This window comes from Actinomadura sediminis (assembly GCF_042675525.1).
Lineage (GTDB): Bacteria > Actinomycetota > Actinomycetes > Streptosporangiales > Streptosporangiaceae > Spirillospora > Spirillospora sediminis.
Genome location: NZ_JBHTJA010000125.1, coordinates 1 through 17,015, shown reverse-complemented (window position 1 = coordinate 17,015; position 17,015 = coordinate 1). Strand labels below are relative to the sequence as shown.

The following is a 17,015-nucleotide window of genomic DNA, read 5'->3' as shown; positions in this document are numbered from 1 at the left end:
TGGGCGGCGGTGCGGGCGGCGGCGACGGGAACGCCGGCGGCGCCGAGGGCGATCCGGGCGCCCCGGCGGCCGCCGCCGCGGATCCGCGGTCGGTCGCGCTCGTCATCGCGCTGGTGGCGGTCGCGACGCAGCTCGCCGCCCCCGTGCAGAACCTCGTCAGCCGCCGCATCGAGGCGCGGGCGGACGTCCACGCCCTCGACCTCACCCGGGACCCGGGGACGTTCGTGTCGATGCAGCACGAGCTGTCCGTGCGCAACATCTCCGACCTGAGCCCGAACCCCGTCGAGCGGTTCCTGTGGATGACGCATCCGGCGGGACCCGAGCGGATCGCGACGGCGCGCGACTGGGCGCGCCTGCACGGCGTCCGGGTCCCGCCGCGGCGCTCCGGCGGCTGACCCGGGTCAGCTTCCGGCGGGCTGCCCGGCGGGCTCGTCGGCCTGCGCCGACAGGGTCGCCGGGTCGGCGTTCGGGCCGACCTTCACGGACCGCTTCAGCGCGCTGCCCTGCACCCACTTCTTCCAGTCCATCTGCCAGTAGCTCCACCCGTTGTAGGGCTCCAGCTCCCGGTCGGTGCCCGTCACGATGATCGGGTCGCCGCGCATCGTCATCTCGTAGAACCACTCGGCGTTGGACGGGCTCACGTTGATGCAGCCGTGGCTGACGTTCGCGTTCCCCTGGCTGCCGACGGACCAGGGCGCGCTGTGGACGTACTCGCCGCTGTCGGAGATCCGCACGGCGTCGTCCACGACGAGGCTGTACCCGCCCGCGCTGCCCGGGGCGATCCCCATCCACGAGGACGTCATCGTGACGGGGTCGTCCTTCTGCATCGCGAGGTGGACGCCGTTGGTGGTGGTGAACCGGCGCTCCGTCCCGTCGCCCATGCTGGTCGGAACCGTGCGCACCTTCTTGCCGTTGACCTTCACGACCATCTTGTGGGAGTCCTCGTCGGCGGTGCTGATCTGGGAGTCCCCGACGGTGAAGGCGATGCTCTGGTTCTTGCCGCCGTACACGCCCTTGCTCGTGCTGACGCCGGCCAGGTGCGCCTGGAACGTCACCTTGGTGTGCGCGGGCCAGTACTCCTTCGTGCGGAAGACGACCTGCTGGTCGTCGACCCAGTGCCAGGCGCCCTCGGCGGGCTTGTTCGCGCGCACCGCCAGCGCCCGCTCGACCTCGGCCTTGTCCTCGACCGGCTCCTCGAAGTTCATGACGATCGGGATGCCGACGCCGACGGTCTCCCCGTCGGCCGGCGCCTCGAGCGTCATCGGGTTCGTCTTCTCCGCCTCGGCGGTGGTGAACGCGCTGCGGACCGTCCGGCTCCGCCCGTCCTCGCCCAGCGCCGTGGCGCTGACCGTGTACTTCTGCCCGGGCGTGAGCGCCCAGCGGGACCGCCACGCCGTCCCGTCCTCGGTCAGGCCGCCCTCGACGGCCGTCCCGCCGCTCGACACCGTCACGGCCGCGATCGTGCCGCGCTCCGCCCGGACGGCGATCGGGACGTCCGGCGCCACCGTCCCGCCCTGGCGCGGCGACACCGTGAGCTCGACGGAGCGCGCCGTCGTCCCGTCCTGGGCCGTGCATCCCGCGGCCGCCGCCGCGCCGACGCCGACGAGCAGCGCCACGGCCCGCCGTCCCCGGTCCCTCGGTCCTGAGCAACGAAACCGCACTGTGGACCCCCCGGTCGTCCCCTGGGCGCCCATTTCGTCCGCTCCGGCCCGGTCGCTGGAGCGACGCCCAGTATGTGAAAGGGCCGGTACCCGGGAAATTCCGGATACCGGCCCTTCATGGGCGGTTTTTACCGATCAGTGGGCGAAATGACCCCGGTAGTACTCGAAGACCATGCCGATCACCGACATCAGGATGGCGACGCTCCCGATGATCACGAGCCACCAGCCGAACACCAGGCCCAGCGTGATCGCGGCGGCCGACAGGCCGACGTACAGGGGCCACCAGCTGTGCGGGCTGAAGAAGCCCAGCTCGCCGGCGGCGTCCGCGATCTCGCCCTCCGGGTCGTCCTCGTAGAGCGGGCCCGCGTTGGCCCGCTCGAGGCGCCGCACCGTGAAGTGGATATAGAAGCCGATCAGGCCGGCGAGGCCGATCGACAGCGCGAGCGCGGTCGTCCCCGTCCAGTCCTTCGACCAGTACCAGTACACGATGTCCGTGATGAGGAAGAAGACGGCGCAGCCGTAGAACATGAACGCCTGAACGCGCATCGGTCAGTCTCCCTTCGACACGGCCGAGCCGCCGGACGCGCCCGCCAGTTCGCCCTTCGCGCCCACGTGCGGGTGGTGCAGGTCGAACGCCGGCCGCTCGGAGCGGATCTTCGGGATCGAGTTGAAGTTGTGCCGCGGCGGCGGGCACGACGTCGCCCACTCCAGGGACGCCCCGTAGCCCCACGGGTCGTCCACCTCGACGCGCTTGCCCTTCTTCCACGTGATGTAGATGTTGTAGAAGAACGGGATCATCGAGGCGCCGAGGACGAACGAGAAGATCGTCGAGACCACGTTCAGGCCCTCGAACTCGGCCGCGTAGTCGGCGTACCGGCGCGGCATGCCCGCGGCGCCCAGCCAGTGCTGGACCAGGAAGGTGCCGTGGAAGCCGATGAACAGCAGCCAGAAGTGCACCTTGCCGAGACGGTCGTTCAGCATCTTGCCGGTCCACTTCGGCCACCAGAAGTAGAAGCCCGCGAACATCGCGAACACCACGGTGCCGAACACGACGTAGTGGAAGTGCGCCACCACGAAGTAGGAGTCGGACAGCTGGAAGTCCATCGGCGGAGACGCGAGGATGACGCCGGTCAGGCCGCCGAACAGGAACGTGACGAGGAAGCCGAGAGACCAGAGCATCGGTGACTCGAACGTCAGCTGGCCTCTCCATATCGTCCCGATCCAGTTGAAGAACTTCACGCCCGTCGGTACGGCGATGAGGAACGTCATGAAGGAGAAGAACGGCAGGAGCACCTGGCCGGTCACGTACATGTGGTGCGCCCAGACCGTGACGGACAGGCCCGCGATGCTGATGGTGGCGAACACCAGGCCGACATAGCCGAAGACCGGCTTGCGGCTGAACACCGGGAGGATCTCCGTCACGATTCCGAAGAAGGGCAAGGCGATGATGTACACCTCTGGATGCCCGAAGAACCAGAAGAGGTGCTGCCACAGCAGCGCACCGCCGTGCGACGCGTCGAAGACGTGCGCGCCGAACTTCCGGTCGGCCTCCAGGGCGAGCAGCGCGGCGGCCAGCACCGGGAACGCGAGCAGGACCAGGATGGAGGTCAGCAGGACGTTCCAGGTGAAGATCGGCATCCGGAACATCGTCATGCCCGGCGCCCGCATGCACAGGATCGTGGTGATGAAGTTGACGGCGCCCATGATGGTGCCGAAACCCGACATCGCGAGGCCCAGCACCCACATGTCACCGCCGATGCCCGGCGAGCGGACCGCGTTCGACAGCGGGGCGTAGGCGAACCAGCCGAAGCTCGCGGCGCCGTTCGGGGTCAGGAACCCCGCGAGGACGATCAGGCTGCCGAACAGGAACAGCCAGTACGCCAGCATGTTCATGCGCGGGAACGCGACGTCCGGCGCGCCGATCTGCAGCGGCATCACGACGTTGGCGAAGCCGGCGAACAGCGGCGTCGCGAACATCAGCAGCATGATCGTGCCGTGCATGGTGAACAGCTGGTTGAACTGCTCGTTGCTGACGACCTGGAGCCCCGGCTGGTACAGCTCGGCGCGCATGACCAGGGCGAGCACGCCGCCGATCAGGAACATGAAGAACGACGTGATCAGGTAGAGGTAGCCGATCGTCTTATGGTCGGTGGACGACATCCACGAGGCGATGATCCGCCCCTTGGTGGTCCGCGACGCGGAGACCGGCGCGCTCGGTGCCTTGCTGATCGTCGTCAATTGGCACCCCCCGCGGCTTGGGTCGACGCGGCCTGCTTCTGGGCCTTGGCGTCGGCGATGAACTTGTCGTACTGCTCCGGCGTGACGACCTTGAGCTGGAACAGCATCCGGCTGTGGTCGACACCGCAGAGTTCGGCGCAGCGGCCCTCATAGGTGCCGAGCTTGTTCGCGGTGAACTCGAACTCGTTGGTGTAGCCCGGCATGACGTCCTTCTTGTAGATCATTGCCGGGACCCAGAACGAGTGGATGACGTCGTTGGCGTGCAGCCGGACGCGGATCTTCTCGTTCGCCGGGACCGTCATGACGGGCTTGGCGGGCGCCGGGCCGTTCGGGGCGACCGGCTGGCCGACCACGGAGGCGACGGTCTGGCCGTTCTCGACATAGTCGAACTGCCAGCTCCACTGGAACGCCGTGACGTCGACGACGACGTCCGGATCGTCCGTCGTCTTCTCGACGAAGTTCTGATCGCGCGCCGTGAAGTAGAACAGGACCGCGATGATGACGAACGGGACCGCCGTGTAGAGGATCTCGATCGGCATGTTGTAGCGGACCTGCGGCGGCAGGTCGTCGGAACGCTTGCGGTGGAACACCACAGCCCAGATGATCAGGCCCCAGACCACGGCCCCGACGGCGAACGCCGCGATCCAGGAGCCCTGCCAGAGCCTCAGCATGCGTTCGCCCTGGATGCTGATCGGCTCGGGCATGCCGAGGCGGGCCGCCTCACCGCTGCACGCGGTGGCGGTCAGCGCCAGCAGCCCTAGCGCGCCGGCGCTTGTGATTGCGCGGCGACTGCGCACAGGCGTACGCCGCTCCCTAGAGCGGGTCGGACTCACGGAATGCCTTCCCCACGGATGAAAGCCCGGTCGGCCGGGCGGTGTAGATCTGCTGTTACACGTGCGTTGGACACCCTAGCGCGAGGGTCGCGCGCACCCCCGATCGGGTGCCCGGTTAGTGTTCCGCCATGGCCGGAAGCAGCGGCTATCTCGATGCCGCCTCCACCGAACCGCCGCACCCCGCGGCGCGTGCCGCGCTGCTGGACGCGCTCGACTCGGCCTGGGCCGATCCCGCGCGCCTCTACGGTACGGCGCGCGGCACCCGCATCCTGCTCGACCGCGCCCGTGCGCGTGTCGCCGGCGTGCTCGGCGTCCGGCCCGACGAGGTGTCGTTCACGTCCTCCGGGACGCAGGCCGTCCACCTGGGCGTCCTCGGGTCCCTGCGCGCGCGGCGGCGGGTCGGCTCCCATCTGGTGGCGAGCGCCGTCGAGCACTCCAGCGTCCTGCACGCCGCCGAGCTGCACGAGCGCGACGGCGGCGAGGTCACGCTCGTCGGCGTCGACCGGGCCGGGCGCGTCGATCCCGCCGAGTTCGCGGCGGCGCTGCGCCCGGACACCGCGCTGGCGTGCCTCCAGTCCGCCAACCACGAGGTCGGCACGCTCCAGCCGGTCGCCGAGGTCGCCGGGCACTGCCGGGCGGCGCGCGTCCCGCTGTTCACCGACGCGGCGCAGTCGCTCGGGCGCGCGGACGTCCCGGCGGGCTGGTCGCTGCTGGCCGGCAGCGCGCACAAGTGGGGCGGGCCCGCCGGGGTGGGGGTGCTCGTGATCCGCAAGGGGACGCGGTGGCGCTCCCCGCTGCCCGACGACGAGCGCGAGGCGCGCCGCGTCCCCGGGTTCGAGAACGTGCCCGGCGCGGTCGCCGCCGCGGCGGCGCTGGAGGCGCGGCGGGTGGACATGGCGGCGGACGCGGCGCGGCTGTCGGCGCTCGTGGAGCGGATCCGGGCCGAGGTGCCGCGGACCGTCCCCGACGTCGAGGTGGTCGGCGACCCGGTCCGGCGGCTGCCGCACCTGGTCACGTTCTCCTGCCTGTACGTGGAGGGCGAGGCGCTGCTCACCGAACTGGACCGGCTGGGTTTCGCGGTTTCGTCGGGGAGTTCGTGCACGGCGGATACGCTGCGTCCCAGTCATGTACTGGAGGCGATGGGAGTGCTGACCCATGGGAACGTGCGGGTGTCACTGCCCCGTGACGTCGAGGCGGGGGACGTCGAGCGCTTCCTGTCGGTGCTCCCCGGCACCGTCGCCCGGCTCCGCGGCGACCTGGGGGTGACCTCGCGGTGACCCGCCACGCGACTCCTTCCCACGGCACCCCCACGATCCCCGAGACCACGATCTCCGAGACAGGGAGGCGGTCCCGCCCATGAGGTTCCGAGGCCGCGCCAAGAACCGCCCGCCGGCGGCCGCGCCCGTCCCCGCCGCCCCCGAGCCGTCCGGTCCGGTGCCCGTGCTGGTCATCGACGCGCTGGGCCGCAAGTGCCCGATCCCGATCATCATGCTGGCCGAGCGGATCCGCGAGGTGCCGGTCGGGCAGGTCGTCGCCGTCCTCGCCGACGATCCGGCGGCCCGCACGGACGTCCCCGCCTGGTGCCGGATGAAGTCGCAGGACTTCGTCCGCGAGGAGACCCTCGAGCAGGGCGGCTGGGGCTTCCACATCCGCCGCACGTACTGACCCCGGACGCCTGACCCCGGACGCCTGACCCCGGACGCGGGACGGCCGCGCCCCTCGGGGACGCGGCCGGCCGTACGTGCGGGGCCTGTGGGTGGGGCCTACGGGTTCGGGCAGTCGACGTGCGGGGCCACCTCGGCGGACGCGTCCTGGCCGTAGGCGGCGGCGAAGCGGTCCAGGAACGCCTGCCGGGACAGCGTGTACTCCTGCGGGCCGGCGGACTCGAGGGCGTGCGCGGCGATGGCGTTGCCGACCTGCGCGGCGCGCTCCAGCGGCAGCTTCCAGGCGAGGGCCGACAGGAAACCGGCGCGGAACGCGTCGCCCACCCCGGTCGGGTCGACGATGGAGGCGACGGGGACGCACGGCACGTGGACGCCCTCCTGGCCCTGCCGGTCGATGACGACGCCCTTCGCCCCGAGCGTGGTGACGCGGACGCCGACGCGGGAGAGGATCTCCTCGCCGGACCAGCCGCTCTTCTCCTCGCAGAGCGCCTTCTCGTACTCGTTGGTGAACAGGTACGCGGCGCCGTCGATGAGGCGGCGCACGTCCGGGCCGTCCATCCGGGCGAGCTGCTGGGACGGGTCCGCGGCGAACGGGATGCCGCGGGTGCGGCACTCGTCGGTGTGCCGCAGCATCGCCTCGGGGTCGTTCGGGCTGATCAGCACCAGGTCGAGGCCGCCGACGCGGTCGGCGACCGGCTGCAGCTCGATGGTGCGGGCCTCGCTCATCGCGCCCGCGTAGAACGTGGCGATCTGGTTCTGGTCCTGGTCGGTGTTGCACAGGAACCGGGCGGTGTGGTGGAGCTCGGACACGTGCACCGAGGCGGTGTCGACGCCGTGCCGGTCGAGCCAGGAGCGGTAGTCGGCGAAGTCGTCGCCGACCGAGCCGACCAGGATCGACTCCTTGCCGAGGCTCCCCATCCCGAAGCAGATGTTGGCGGCGACGCCGCCGCGGCGGATCTCCAGATCGTCCACCAGGAACGACAGCGACACCCGATCGAGCTGGTCGGGAAGGAGCTGGTCGGTGAACCTTCCCGGGAAGGTCATCAGATGGTCGGTCGCAATGGAACCGGTCACGGCGATGCGCACGCGTCGCTCTCCTCGTCGAGGTCGTCGTCCGGCTGATTCACCGGCTGTTTCAGACCCGGAAAGCCTACTTGCCGCGGCGGCCGGTCACCGCTGCGGGCAAGCGAAAAGGGACGGCGCGGACAGATCGCGTCGATCGTCCGGCCGTCCCCCGGGCCGTGCGCCGGCCGGGCCGGCCCACCGGCTCAGTTGAAGGAGTCGCCGCAGGCGCAGGAACCCGAGGCGTTCGGGTTGTCGATCGTGAAGCCCTGCTTCTCGATGGTGTCGACGAAGTCGATGGTGGCGCCCGTGAGGTACGGCGCGCTCATCCGGTCGACGCGCACCGACAGGCCGTCGAAGTCCTGGATCTGGTCCCCGTCCATCTCGCGCTCGTCGAAGAAGAGCTGGTAGATCAGGCCGGAGCAGCCGCCCGGCTGCACGGCGACACGCAGCGCAAGGTCGTCACGGCCCTCCTGCTCGAGCAGGCCCTTGGCCTTCTCCGCGGCGGCGTCGGTGAGGACGACGCCCTGCTGCGTGGTCTCCTGCGTGGTCTCGCCTGAAACCGTCATGTGTTCAGCTCCCGGGTCTCGCTGCGCCGCGTTGCGGCGATTTCCGCTTGTCCTGTGAGGACGCGTACGCCCCTTCCCGTAGGACAACGTACCTCGCCACAAGCCCATTCCGCTTGCGGGCGGTCTTGAACGTCCCGCCGGGGTGCGTTCTACGTCACATCGGCGCACCCCGCCGGATGTGCCATCATTAGTCGTCAAAGCGACGATAAGTACGGTCGCCTGGAGGGAGATCCCCGTGAGCACACCGGTGCGCGACCTGCCCCTGCTGCTGCTCGGCAGCGGCGCCGACCCGGCCAGCGAGCGCGGCGTGGACTGTCCCGGCGAGCTGCCGCCGGCCTCCGACCCGGCCCTCGTCGAGCGGGCCGCCGCGGCGAAGGCCGCGCTCGGCGACCGCGTGTTCGTGCTCGGCCACCACTACCAGCGCGACGAGGTCATCCGGTTCGCCGACGTCACCGGCGACTCGTTCAAGCTCGCCCGCGAGGCCGCGGCGCGCCCGCAGGCCCCGTACGTGGTGTTCTGCGGCGTCCACTTCATGGCCGAGTCCGCGGACATCCTGACCGCCGCCCACCAGCGGGTCGTGCTGCCCGACCTCGCCGCCGGCTGCTCGATGGCCGACATGGCCACCTTCGACCAGGTCGAGGACTGCTGGGACGTCCTGGAGGACGCGGGCGTCGCCGACGACGTGGTCCCCGTGACGTACATGAACTCCTCGGCCGACATCAAGGCGTTCGTCGGACGGCACGGCGGCGTGGTGTGCACGTCGTCCAACGCGAAGCGCGCGCTCGACTGGGCGTACGCGAAGGGCAAGAAGGTGCTGTTCCTGCCGGACCAGCACCTCGGCCGCAACACCGCCGTCCTGGAGATGGGCTTCTCGCTGGACGACTGCGTCGTCTACAGCCCGCACCGCAGGGAAGGCGGCCTCACGCACCGGCAGTTGCGGGACGCCAAGATGATCCTCTGGCGCGGTCACTGCTCGGTGCACGGCCGGTTCACCAAGGAGTCCGTGGACGACGTGCGCGCGCGCGTCCCCGGCGTGAACGTTCTGGTGCACCCCGAGTGCCGCCACGAGGTGGTGACGTCCGCCGATCTGATCGGCTCGACCGAGTACATCATCAAGACGCTCGACGCGGCCGCGCCCGGGACGTCGTGGGCGGTGGGCACCGAGCTGAACCTCGTCCGGCGGCTGGCGAACGCGCACCCGGACAAGAACGTCATGTTCCTGGACAAGACGGTCTGCTACTGCTCGACGATGAACCGCATCGACCTGCCGCACCTCGTGCGATCGCTGGAGTCGCTCGCGCGCGACGAGGTCGAGAACGTCATCGAGGTCGACGAGGAGACGGCGCACTACGCCCGCGTCGCCCTCGACCAGATGCTCGCGCTGCCGTAGCCGGAAGGCGGGGCGGTCCCGTACCGCCCCGCCGGGCTCACTGGCCGGGCTCACGGGCCGGGCTCACAGGCCGGGCGCGCCCCACACCGGGAACCAGCGCCCCAGGTCCTCCTCGAACGGGAGATCGGCCCCGACCGCGCTCCGGACCTGGAGTTCGAGGGCGTTGTCTCGTTTGTCGCCCGGAAGCGGGGCGAACGGGTAGAAGGTGCCGCGCTTGTAGAGGTAGACGAGGGCGAGCCGCCGCCCGTCCGGTCCGCGGAAACCCGCCAGGGAGCACAGCAGGTGCGGCCCGAACCCGCCGGACTCCAGGGACGCGTTCACCGCGTGCAGGTCGGTGACGAGGTCGGGCAGTTCGTCCGGCCGGTGCTCGGCGAGCAGCCACGTGTACCCGTACGCGTCGGTGCTGAGCTCGACCGGCGGGCCCTCGTCGGCGTCCAGCAGCTGCCGGACGTCCTGCTGCAGGCGGGCGAACGCGGCGCCCTCCGCCGCGCGGAAGCACACCGAGCCGAGGCCGGTCGGGACGAACCCCGTCGCCGCCTCCAGCGTGACGGCGGCGGTGGACAGCGCGAACATCCGGTCGAGATCGGGACGGGCCGGTTTGGAGCGGCCGAGCAGCGTGTCCAGGAATCCCACGTCAGGCCCCCCTGCTGAGCTGGTCGGAGATCTTGCCGAGCTGGGCGAGCCGCTTGTCCAGCGGCGGGTGCGTCGAGAACAGCGCGGCGACGCTGGCCCCGCGCCCGAGCGCCGGGGTGAAGAAGAACGCGTTGAACGGCTGCGCGGACCGCAGGTCGTTCGTCGGGATCCGGGCGATGTCGCCGCTGACCTTGGTGAGCGCGGACGCGAGCGCCGACGGGCGCCCGGTCAGCAGCGCGGCGGCCCGGTCGGCCGACAGCTCCCGGTACCGCGACAGCGCGCGGGTGAGCAGGAAGCTGACGGCGTAGGCGAGCGCGCTCGCGCCGACCACGGCGAGCAGGACCAGGCCGGTGTTCTGGTCGTTGCCCCGCCGCCCGAAGCCGCCCCACAGGCCGAACTGGAGCCCGAACCTGGTGATGAGGCCCGCGCAGACGCCGAGGAACGACGCGATCGTCATGACCGCGACGTCCTTGTGCGCGACGTGCGCCATCTCGTGCGCGAGGACGCCCTCCAGCTCCACCGGGTCGAGCCGGCGCAGCAGCCCGGTGGTGACGCAGACGACGGCCTTCTTCTGGTTGCGGCCCGTGGCGAAGGCGTTCGGCACGTCGCTGTCGGCGATCGCGACCCTGGGCTTGGGCGCGTCCGACATGGCGCAGATCCGGTCGATGACACCGTGCAGGTCCGGCGCCTCCCGCGGGGAGACGACCCGGCCGCGCATCGCGAACAGCGTCATCCGGTCGGAGAAGAAGTACTGGGCGAGCAGGAACACCACGGCGGCGGCCAGCGCGAAAGCGCCCCATTTCGGCGCCAGCACGAAGAACGCCGAAACGAAGACGACATAGACCAGTCCCAGCAGGAACATGGTCATGAGCATGCGGGACGTCAGTCCCCTGTCGGGCGCGTACCGTGTCCCGGCCATACGCTCACCACCCCCCGGTTTTCAACCCCGTTCACCAGGAAGAACGTGCGAGCGGCAACTTTTGTGCCAGATGTCCGTTTCGCTGTGGGCGGCCGGCCCCGTGGCTCCCCGTTCTCCCTGCCTAGTCCGGAATCAGGCCCTCGTCGCCCAGCATGGACCGCACCTCGTCGATGTGCGCGTCCGCGGGCGGGAGGATCAGCTCCGACGGCGCCAGGCTGTCGGCCGGCAGCGGCGTGCCGACCTTGCGGACGTTGTCCAGCAGCGCGACCAGCGCGGCCCGGAACGTCGCCTCGTCGCCGGACTCGATCGCCGCCTCGAGCTCGTCGTCCAGCGCGTTGAGCGCCGCCAGGTCCTCGGCGCCGACGTCCAGCTGCCCCTCGCCCATCAGCCGGACGATCACTGGGCACCCCCGGGCTGCTGCGGCCACGCCTGCTTGGACGTGTCCACCTGCGGCTCCTGCCGCGCGTTCGGGGACCCCTCGTTCAGCTCCTTCGGAGCGGGCCCCTGGCCGAGTTCGGCCTTCATGCGCTCCAGCTCCAGGTCGACGCCGCTGCCCGCGCCCAGCCGGTCCAGCTCGGCCTGGATGTCGTCCTTCGGGCCGGAGAAGTCCTCCAGGGCGCCGGACTCCAGCAGCTCGTCGATCGCGCCCGCGCGGGCCTTCATGTTCTCGGTCTTCTCCTCGGCGCGCTGGATCGCGAGGCCGACGTCGCCCATCTCCTCGGAGATGCCGGAGAACGCCTCGTTGATCTTCGTCTGCGCCTCGGCGGCCGTGTAGGTGGCCTTGATGGTCTCCTTGCGGGTGCGGAAGGAGTCGACCTTGGCCTGCAGCCGCTGGGAGGCGAGCGTGAGCTTCTCCTCCTCGCCCTGGAGCTGCTGGTACTGCGCCCGCAGGTCGTTCAGCTGGCTCTCGATCCCGGCGCGGCGCTCCAGCGCCGTGCGGGCGAGGTCCTCACGGCCGACCTGCAGCGCCTTGCGGCCCTGGTCGGTCAGCTTCTCCTGCTGCTGTTCGAGCTGATTGATCTGCAGCTCGAGACGCTTGCGGGAGGTGGCGACGTCGGCGACTCCCCGACGGACCTTCTGCAGCATCTCCAGCTGACGCTGGTAGGAGTAGTCGAGCGTCTCGCGAGGATCCTCGGCTCGGTCCAGGGCCTTGTTCGCCTTGGCCTTGAAGATCATCGACATTCGCTTCATCACGCTCATCGCGCGGCGCCGGTCCCTTCGTGCTGTCGCTCAGTCGCAAACTGGGCTCAATGACCACTGCTGGGGTTCTTATCACCCTACGCGGTAACGTGCGAGGCAGTCACGACGTTCGCAGCCGGTAGGCTGATCCCGTGTTCAAGCGTCGTACCCAGGAAGCCCCTCCGAATCCTCCTCAGGTAGTAAAGCCGGGAGGAAAGGGCCGTCCCACCCCGAAGCGGAGGGACGCCGAGAAGCGGCGGCGGCAGCCGATCACCGCCCCGTCGAACCGCAAAGAGGCGTACAAGAAGGTCCGGGAACGGCAGGCCGCCGAGCGCGTCAAGGCCCGCGAGGGGATGCAGCGGGGCGACGAGAAGTACCTCCTCAAGCGCGACCGGGGCCCCGTCCGCCGCCTCGCCCGCAACTACGTCGACTCGCGCCGGACGGTCGGCTCGTACCTGATGTACGCGATGTTCGCGATCGTCCTGCTCAGCCTCGTCCCGATCCCGGCGGCCCGCCTGCTGGTGCTGTTCGCGCCGCCGCTGCTGCTGCTCGCGGTGTTCGGCGAGGGGCTGCTGCTGAGCCGCGGCATCAAGAAGCTGGCGGCCGAGCGCTACCCCGACGAGAGCCACAAGGGCGTCGGGATGTACGCGGCGATGCGGGCGATGCAGATCCGCCGGCTGCGCGTCCCGGCCGCCCAGGTGAAGATCGGCGAGAAGGACAAGGTCTGACCGGCCGCCCGCGGCCCGCCGGCGATCCGAATCCGCCGGAACGCCCGGCGGGCTAGGGTCTGGGGCATGGAGTTCAGACACCTGGGCAGGAGCGGTCTCAAGGTCAGCGAGATCGCGTACGGCAACTGGCTCACCCACGGCTCCCAGGTCGAGGAGGACGCCGCGAACGCGTGCGTGCACGCGGCGCTCGACGAGGGCGTCACCACCTTCGACACCGCCGACGTCTACGCCGGCACGCGCGCCGAGGAGGTCCTCGGGCGGGCGCTGAAGGGGCGGCGCCGGGAGGGGCTGGAGATCTTCACCAAGGTCTACTGGCCCACCGGCCCCGGGCAGAACGACCGGGGGCTGTCGCGCAAGCACATCATGGAGTCGATCAACGGGTCGCTGCGGCGGCTCGGCACGGACTACGTCGACCTCTACCAGGCGCACCGGTTCGACCACGAGACGCCGCTCGAGGAGACGCTCCGCGCGTTCGACGACCTCGTCCGGCAGGGCAAGGTCCTGTACGTCGGCGTCTCGGAGTGGCGCGCCGAGGAGATCGAGCGGGCACTGAAGATCGCCGACGAGATGGGCTTCGACCGGATCGTCTCGAGCCAGCCGCAGTACTCGATGCTGTGGCGGGTGATCGAGGACGAGGTCGTCCCGCTGTGCGAGCGGGAGGGCATCGGCCAGATCGTGTGGTCGCCGATCGCGCAGGGCGTGCTGACCGGCAAGTACAGGCCGGGGCAGCCGCTGCCCGAGGGGTCGCGGGCGACCGACGACAAGGGCGGCAGCGACATGATCAAGCGGTACCTGACCGACGATCTGCTGACCCGGGTGCAGGAGCTGCGGCCGATCGCCGACGACCTCGGGCTGTCGATGGCGCAGCTCGCGATCGCGTGGACGCTGCAGAACCCGAACGTGTCGGCGGCGATCGTGGGCGCGTCCCGTCCCGAGCAGGTCCGCGACAACGTGAAGGCCGCCGGGGTGAAGCTGGACGCGGACGTCCTCAAGCGGATCGACGACGTGCTCGGCCCGGTCGTGATCCGCGACCCGGCCCGGACCCGCAGCCCCGAGTCCCGTCCCTGACCTCCCGCCGCACGCGCGAGGGCCGCGGCGCTCCCGGTCACCCGGGGGCCGCGGCCCTTCGCCGTTCCGGCGCACCGCTCGACTCCGGCGCCGCGCTCACTCCGGCGCCGCGCTCACTCCGGTTCGTGCAGGCTCATCTCGTAGACGGCCGTGTCGCCCTCCAGCAGCGTCACCTTGTCGGCGCCGCCGGCGAGCAGCGCCCGCCAGTTCTCGCCGAGCCAGCTCTCCGCGTCCGCCTGGGTGGGGAACGACTCCTCCGACATGCCCACCGTGCGGCCGTCCGCCGTCTCCAAACGCCAGCTCCACGCCATCGCGCTGCCTCTCCCTCGTGCCGCTCGCTTGCCTGCCGCTCGCTCGCCCGCCGCGGTCGTCACCGCCCCGCCCCGCCGCCGTGAGACGTGAGCGTAGCCCGTCAGGCGGCGGCCTCGATGGCTTTGCGCAGCGCCTCGGGCGTGGCGATCTCGTCCTGCCCGAGGGCGCGGCCGTTCACGCGGACGGTCGGCGTGCCGCCCACACCCGAGTCGACGTACCCGTCGCTGACCCGCTCGACCTCCTCGGCGTACCACTGCTCGCGGACGCACTCCTCGAACTTCGTGTCGGACACGCCGGCCTCGCGGCCGATGGAGACCAGCTCCGCCGTCGCGTAGCCCTCCGTCTGCAGATCCGCGGGCTGGTGCTCGTACAGCGCGTCCTGGTAGGACAGCCACCGCGCGCCGTGCCCGACGCAGCGCAGCGCGGACGCCGCCCGCAGCGCGTTGCCGTGGGCGGGCCGCACCGACTCGTTGAAGATCACCATGGGGCGGAAGACGACCCTGGCGTCGCCGGCGACGGCCAGCTCCTTGAGCATCGGGTCGTTCGACTTGTCGAAGGTGCCGCAGTGCGGGCAGGCGAAGTCGGTGTAGATCTCCACGACCGGGGCCGAGACGCCGGGCCGCGCCATCGCGAGCGAGCCGTCCCCGCCCGGGGTGGCCTTCGCCCCGCCGACGATGTCGCCGACCCGCAACCGGATCTCCCCGTCGCCTCCCCCGGCGACGCCGCCCCCGCCGTCGCCGTCGCGGATCGCGAGGACGAGGGCCGCCACCGCGATGAGGACGACCACCAGCCCGCCGCCGACCAGGGCGATCACCAGGCCGGGTCCCCGGCCGCCGCCGGGCGGCGGAGGGGGCCCGGGCGGTCCGCCCTGCCACGGTCCGCCCTGCCACGGCGCGCCCGGCCCCGGCGGCGTCCCGCCGGGCGGCATGCCGCCGGGCGGCGGAGGCGGCGGGGGGAACGGCGGATTCGGGGGGTTCGGGGGGTAGCCCACCCGCTCCTCCTTCAGTCGGGTTCGTCTGTTCTGTACCGCGATTACGTCGTTCAGGAGCATCGCCGTAATAGCGAAGGCCATCCCGTGAGCGTAACGGCGCGCCGCCCGCCGTAGAGTCGTCCACCGACATGAACACCGAAGTCAACGCCCCCGACCCCGCCGACGGCGCCCCGCCCGGCTCCACCGGCCCCGGCGCCGCGCCCGGAAGTGGCGCCGCGAGCGGGAGCGGCCCCGGCGCGGGCGGGGCCCGGCCCGCCGCCGCGGGACGCGTCGAGGTGCTCGGGGTCGCGGCGGCGGGCGGCTGGCCGGAGGACGGGTGCCGCTGCGCGTCGTGCAACCGGCTGCGGGCGCGCGGGGTGCGGTACGAGCGGTTCGCCGCGACGGTCGGCGGCGTGCCCTGGGCGGAGTGCGCCCGGACGGACGTGCCCGGCGGCCACGACGTGCGCGGGCCGTACGGCGAGCGGGTGCTCGTGGCCGCCGGCCCGGGTTCGCGTCCCGAGCCCGCCCCGGGCGTCCGCTACGACGCGGCGCTCCTCGACCTCGTCGGGGCCCCCGAGCACCTCGGGCGCCTGCGGAGCGCCGGCGCGGTGACGGACGCGACGCGCCTCGCCGCCGTGCACGTCGACCACCGCGTCCGGTCCCCCGCCGAACTCGAACGCCGCCTGCGGTTCTGGCTCCGCCCGGGGGCCGGGCCGTGGCGCACGCTGCTGCTCGGCGGGGCGCGGTCGGGCAAGTCGGCCGAGGCGGAACTGCGGCTGGCCGCCTGCCCGGAGGTGACGTACGTCGCGACCGGCGGCACCCGCGACGGCGACGCCGAATGGGCGGCGCGCGTCGCGGCGCACCGGCGGCGGCGTCCCGCCCGGTGGCGCACCGCGGAGACCACCGACGTCGCGGGCGTGCTCGGGTCGGCGGCCGGCGCCGTGCTCGTGGACGGCCTCGGGACGTGGCTCGCGGCGGCGATGGACGAGACCGGCGCGTGGGACGATCCCGCGGCGGCCGTCCGGCGGGTCCTGCCCCGCGTCGACGCCCTGGTCGCCGCATGGCGGGGCACGGCGGCGCACGTGGTGGCCGTGAGCGACGAGGTGGGGCTGTCGGTCGTGCCGGCGACCCCGTCCGGGCGCGCGTTCCGGGACGCGCTCGGGCTGCTCAACCAGCGGCTCGCCGCCGAGTCCGAGGAGACCGCGCTCGTGGTCGCGGGCCGCGTCACGGAGCTGCCGTGATCGCGGGGCCGCCGTGATCGCGGGGCTGCGGCTCGCGGTCACGCTGCTCACCGTCGTGCCGTTCCCCGGCGAGGGACGGTTCGACCGCGCGACCGCGCGCACCGCGATGCTGCTCGCCCCCTGCGCCGGGCTCGTGACCGGCGGCGCGGCGGCGCTCGTCCTGCTCGCGGGCGGCGCGCTCGGCCTGTCCGCGGCGCTGAGCGCGGCGCTGGCGGTCGCGGCGACCGCGGCGGTCACCCGGGCGCTGCACCTGGACGGCCTCGCCGACCTCGCCGACGGCCTCGGCAGCGGACGGCCCGCCGCCGGCGCGCTGGAGGTCATGAAGCGGTCCGACATCGGCCCGTTCGGCGTCGTCACCCTGCTGCTGACCCTGCTGGTCCAGGTCGCGGCGCTGGCGTCGGCCCCGCATCCGGCGGTCGCGGCGCTCGTCGCGCGGGTCGCCGGGCGGCTCGGGCTGCCGTGGGCGTGCCGCCCGTCCGTGCCGTCCGCCCGCCCGGGCGGGCTGGGCACGCTCGTCGCGGGCACGGTCTCCGCGCGCGCGGCCCTCC

The 17,015-nt window shown here is 71.9% G+C and carries 20 protein-coding genes; 8 read left to right on the top strand and 12 right to left on the bottom strand.

Translation table 11 applies throughout. The features are described 5' to 3' along the window. A partial coding sequence (locus ACFQ11_RS33270; RefSeq protein ID WP_378306047.1) for a M48 family metalloprotease occupies window positions 1-395 on the top strand: 395 nt, incomplete at its 5' end. A gap of 6 nt (window positions 396-401) precedes the next feature. Here the strand turns inward: ACFQ11_RS33270 and ACFQ11_RS33265 are convergent. The 4 genes from ACFQ11_RS33265 to ctaC form a co-directional block, all read right to left on the bottom strand. After that, a complete protein-coding gene (locus ACFQ11_RS33265; RefSeq protein ID WP_378306045.1) occupies window positions 402-1,616 on the bottom strand; it encodes a L,D-transpeptidase in 1,215 nt (404 codons plus the stop codon). A gap of 180 nt (window positions 1,617-1,796) precedes the next feature. Then, window positions 1,797-2,207 (bottom strand): cytochrome c oxidase subunit 4, encoded by a 411-nt coding sequence (locus tag ACFQ11_RS33260; protein ID WP_378306042.1) that lies wholly within the window; start codon window positions 2,205-2,207, stop codon window positions 1,797-1,799. Between the two features lie 3 nt (window positions 2,208-2,210). Continuing rightward, window positions 2,211-3,899 carry an aa3-type cytochrome oxidase subunit I gene (ctaD, locus tag ACFQ11_RS33255; protein ID WP_449193641.1) on the bottom strand — a complete coding sequence of 563 codons (1,689 nt, stop codon included), beginning with the start codon at window positions 3,897-3,899 and terminating at the stop codon, window positions 2,211-2,213. Then, complete coding sequence (gene ctaC / locus ACFQ11_RS33250; protein WP_449193640.1) at window positions 3,896-4,696, bottom strand: aa3-type cytochrome oxidase subunit II; 801 nt, start codon at window positions 4,694-4,696, stop codon at window positions 3,896-3,898. The genes ctaD and ctaC overlap by 4 nt, the downstream gene beginning before the upstream one ends. Window positions 4,697-4,860: 164 nt before the next feature. Here ctaC and ACFQ11_RS33245 point away from each other — a divergent pair, with 164 nt between their 5' ends. Together ACFQ11_RS33245 and ACFQ11_RS33240 are read left to right on the top strand one after the other, a co-directional pair. Next, window positions 4,861-6,009 carry a cysteine desulfurase family protein gene (locus tag ACFQ11_RS33245; protein ID WP_378306038.1) on the top strand — a complete coding sequence of 383 codons (1,149 nt, stop codon included), beginning with the start codon at window positions 4,861-4,863 and terminating at the stop codon, window positions 6,007-6,009. Between the two features lie 79 nt (window positions 6,010-6,088). Further along, a complete protein-coding gene (locus ACFQ11_RS33240; RefSeq protein ID WP_378306036.1) occupies window positions 6,089-6,397 on the top strand; it encodes a sulfurtransferase TusA family protein in 309 nt (102 codons plus the stop codon). Between the two features lie 98 nt (window positions 6,398-6,495). Here ACFQ11_RS33240 and ACFQ11_RS33235 read toward each other — a convergent pair whose 3' ends face one another. Both ACFQ11_RS33235 and ACFQ11_RS33230 read right to left on the bottom strand, forming a co-directional pair. Next, window positions 6,496-7,482: a carbohydrate kinase family protein gene (locus ACFQ11_RS33235; protein ID WP_378306034.1), complete on the bottom strand. Its 987-nt coding sequence runs from the start codon at window positions 7,480-7,482 to the stop codon at window positions 6,496-6,498. A gap of 182 nt (window positions 7,483-7,664) precedes the next feature. Next, window positions 7,665-8,027: a HesB/IscA family protein gene (locus ACFQ11_RS33230; RefSeq protein WP_378306032.1), complete on the bottom strand. Its 363-nt coding sequence runs from the start codon at window positions 8,025-8,027 to the stop codon at window positions 7,665-7,667. Window positions 8,028-8,262: 235 nt separating this feature from the next. Between ACFQ11_RS33230 and nadA the strand changes: the two genes are divergently transcribed. Then, the gene (nadA, locus tag ACFQ11_RS33225) at window positions 8,263-9,417 is read left to right on the top strand and encodes a quinolinate synthase NadA (RefSeq protein WP_378306029.1); all 1,155 of its coding nucleotides are present in this window, start codon (window positions 8,263-8,265) and stop codon (window positions 9,415-9,417) included. Window positions 9,418-9,480: 63 nt separating this feature from the next. Here the strand turns inward: nadA and pspAB are convergent, their stop codons facing one another. The 4 genes from pspAB to ACFQ11_RS33205 all read right to left on the bottom strand — a co-directional run bounded on the left by pspAB (window position 9,481) and on the right by ACFQ11_RS33205 (window position 12,169). Continuing rightward, on the bottom strand, window positions 9,481-10,050 hold the full coding sequence (pspAB, locus tag ACFQ11_RS33220; protein ID WP_378306027.1) for a PspA-associated protein PspAB: 570 nt from the start codon (window positions 10,048-10,050) through the stop codon (window positions 9,481-9,483). A 1-nt stretch (window position 10,051) separates the two neighbouring features. Next, a complete protein-coding gene (gene htpX, locus ACFQ11_RS33215; protein WP_378306025.1) occupies window positions 10,052-10,969 on the bottom strand; it encodes a zinc metalloprotease HtpX in 918 nt (305 codons plus the stop codon). Window positions 10,970-11,090: 121 nt separating this feature from the next. Then, on the bottom strand, window positions 11,091-11,369 hold the full coding sequence (gene pspAA, locus ACFQ11_RS33210; protein ID WP_378306023.1) for a PspA-associated protein PspAA: 279 nt from the start codon (window positions 11,367-11,369) through the stop codon (window positions 11,091-11,093). Next, complete coding sequence (locus ACFQ11_RS33205) at window positions 11,366-12,169, bottom strand: PspA/IM30 family protein (protein ID WP_378306021.1); 804 nt, start codon at window positions 12,167-12,169, stop codon at window positions 11,366-11,368. Before ACFQ11_RS33205 ends, pspAA begins: the two co-directional genes overlap by 4 nt. A 131-nt stretch (window positions 12,170-12,300) precedes the next feature. Between ACFQ11_RS33205 and ACFQ11_RS33200 the strand changes: the two genes are divergently transcribed. After that, window positions 12,301-12,876 (top strand): DUF3043 domain-containing protein, encoded by a 576-nt coding sequence (locus tag ACFQ11_RS33200; RefSeq protein ID WP_378306019.1) that lies wholly within the window; start codon window positions 12,301-12,303, stop codon window positions 12,874-12,876. A 66-nt stretch (window positions 12,877-12,942) separates the two neighbouring features. After that, window positions 12,943-13,944: an aldo/keto reductase family protein gene (locus tag ACFQ11_RS33195; protein ID WP_378306017.1), complete on the top strand. Its 1,002-nt coding sequence runs from the start codon at window positions 12,943-12,945 to the stop codon at window positions 13,942-13,944. Between the two features lie 113 nt (window positions 13,945-14,057). On the opposite strand, the gene ACFQ11_RS33190 is transcribed toward ACFQ11_RS33195, so the two are convergent. Both ACFQ11_RS33190 and ACFQ11_RS33185 read right to left on the bottom strand, forming a co-directional pair. Further along, window positions 14,058-14,255, bottom strand: a complete 198-nt coding sequence (locus ACFQ11_RS33190) for a hypothetical protein (protein ID WP_378306014.1) — start codon at window positions 14,253-14,255, stop codon at window positions 14,058-14,060. A gap of 101 nt (window positions 14,256-14,356) precedes the next feature. Next, window positions 14,357-15,247 (bottom strand): DsbA family protein, encoded by an 891-nt coding sequence (locus ACFQ11_RS33185; RefSeq protein WP_378306012.1) that lies wholly within the window; start codon window positions 15,245-15,247, stop codon window positions 14,357-14,359. Between the two features lie 128 nt (window positions 15,248-15,375). Here ACFQ11_RS33185 and ACFQ11_RS33180 point away from each other — a divergent pair, with 128 nt between their 5' ends. Further along, the gene (locus tag ACFQ11_RS33180) at window positions 15,376-16,467 is read left to right on the top strand and encodes a bifunctional adenosylcobinamide kinase/adenosylcobinamide-phosphate guanylyltransferase (RefSeq protein ID WP_378306010.1); all 1,092 of its coding nucleotides are present in this window, start codon (window positions 15,376-15,378) and stop codon (window positions 16,465-16,467) included. Window positions 16,468-16,480: 13 nt separating this feature from the next. Beyond that, a partial coding sequence (locus tag ACFQ11_RS33175) for an adenosylcobinamide-GDP ribazoletransferase (RefSeq protein ID WP_378306008.1) occupies window positions 16,481-17,015 on the top strand: 535 nt, incomplete at its 3' end.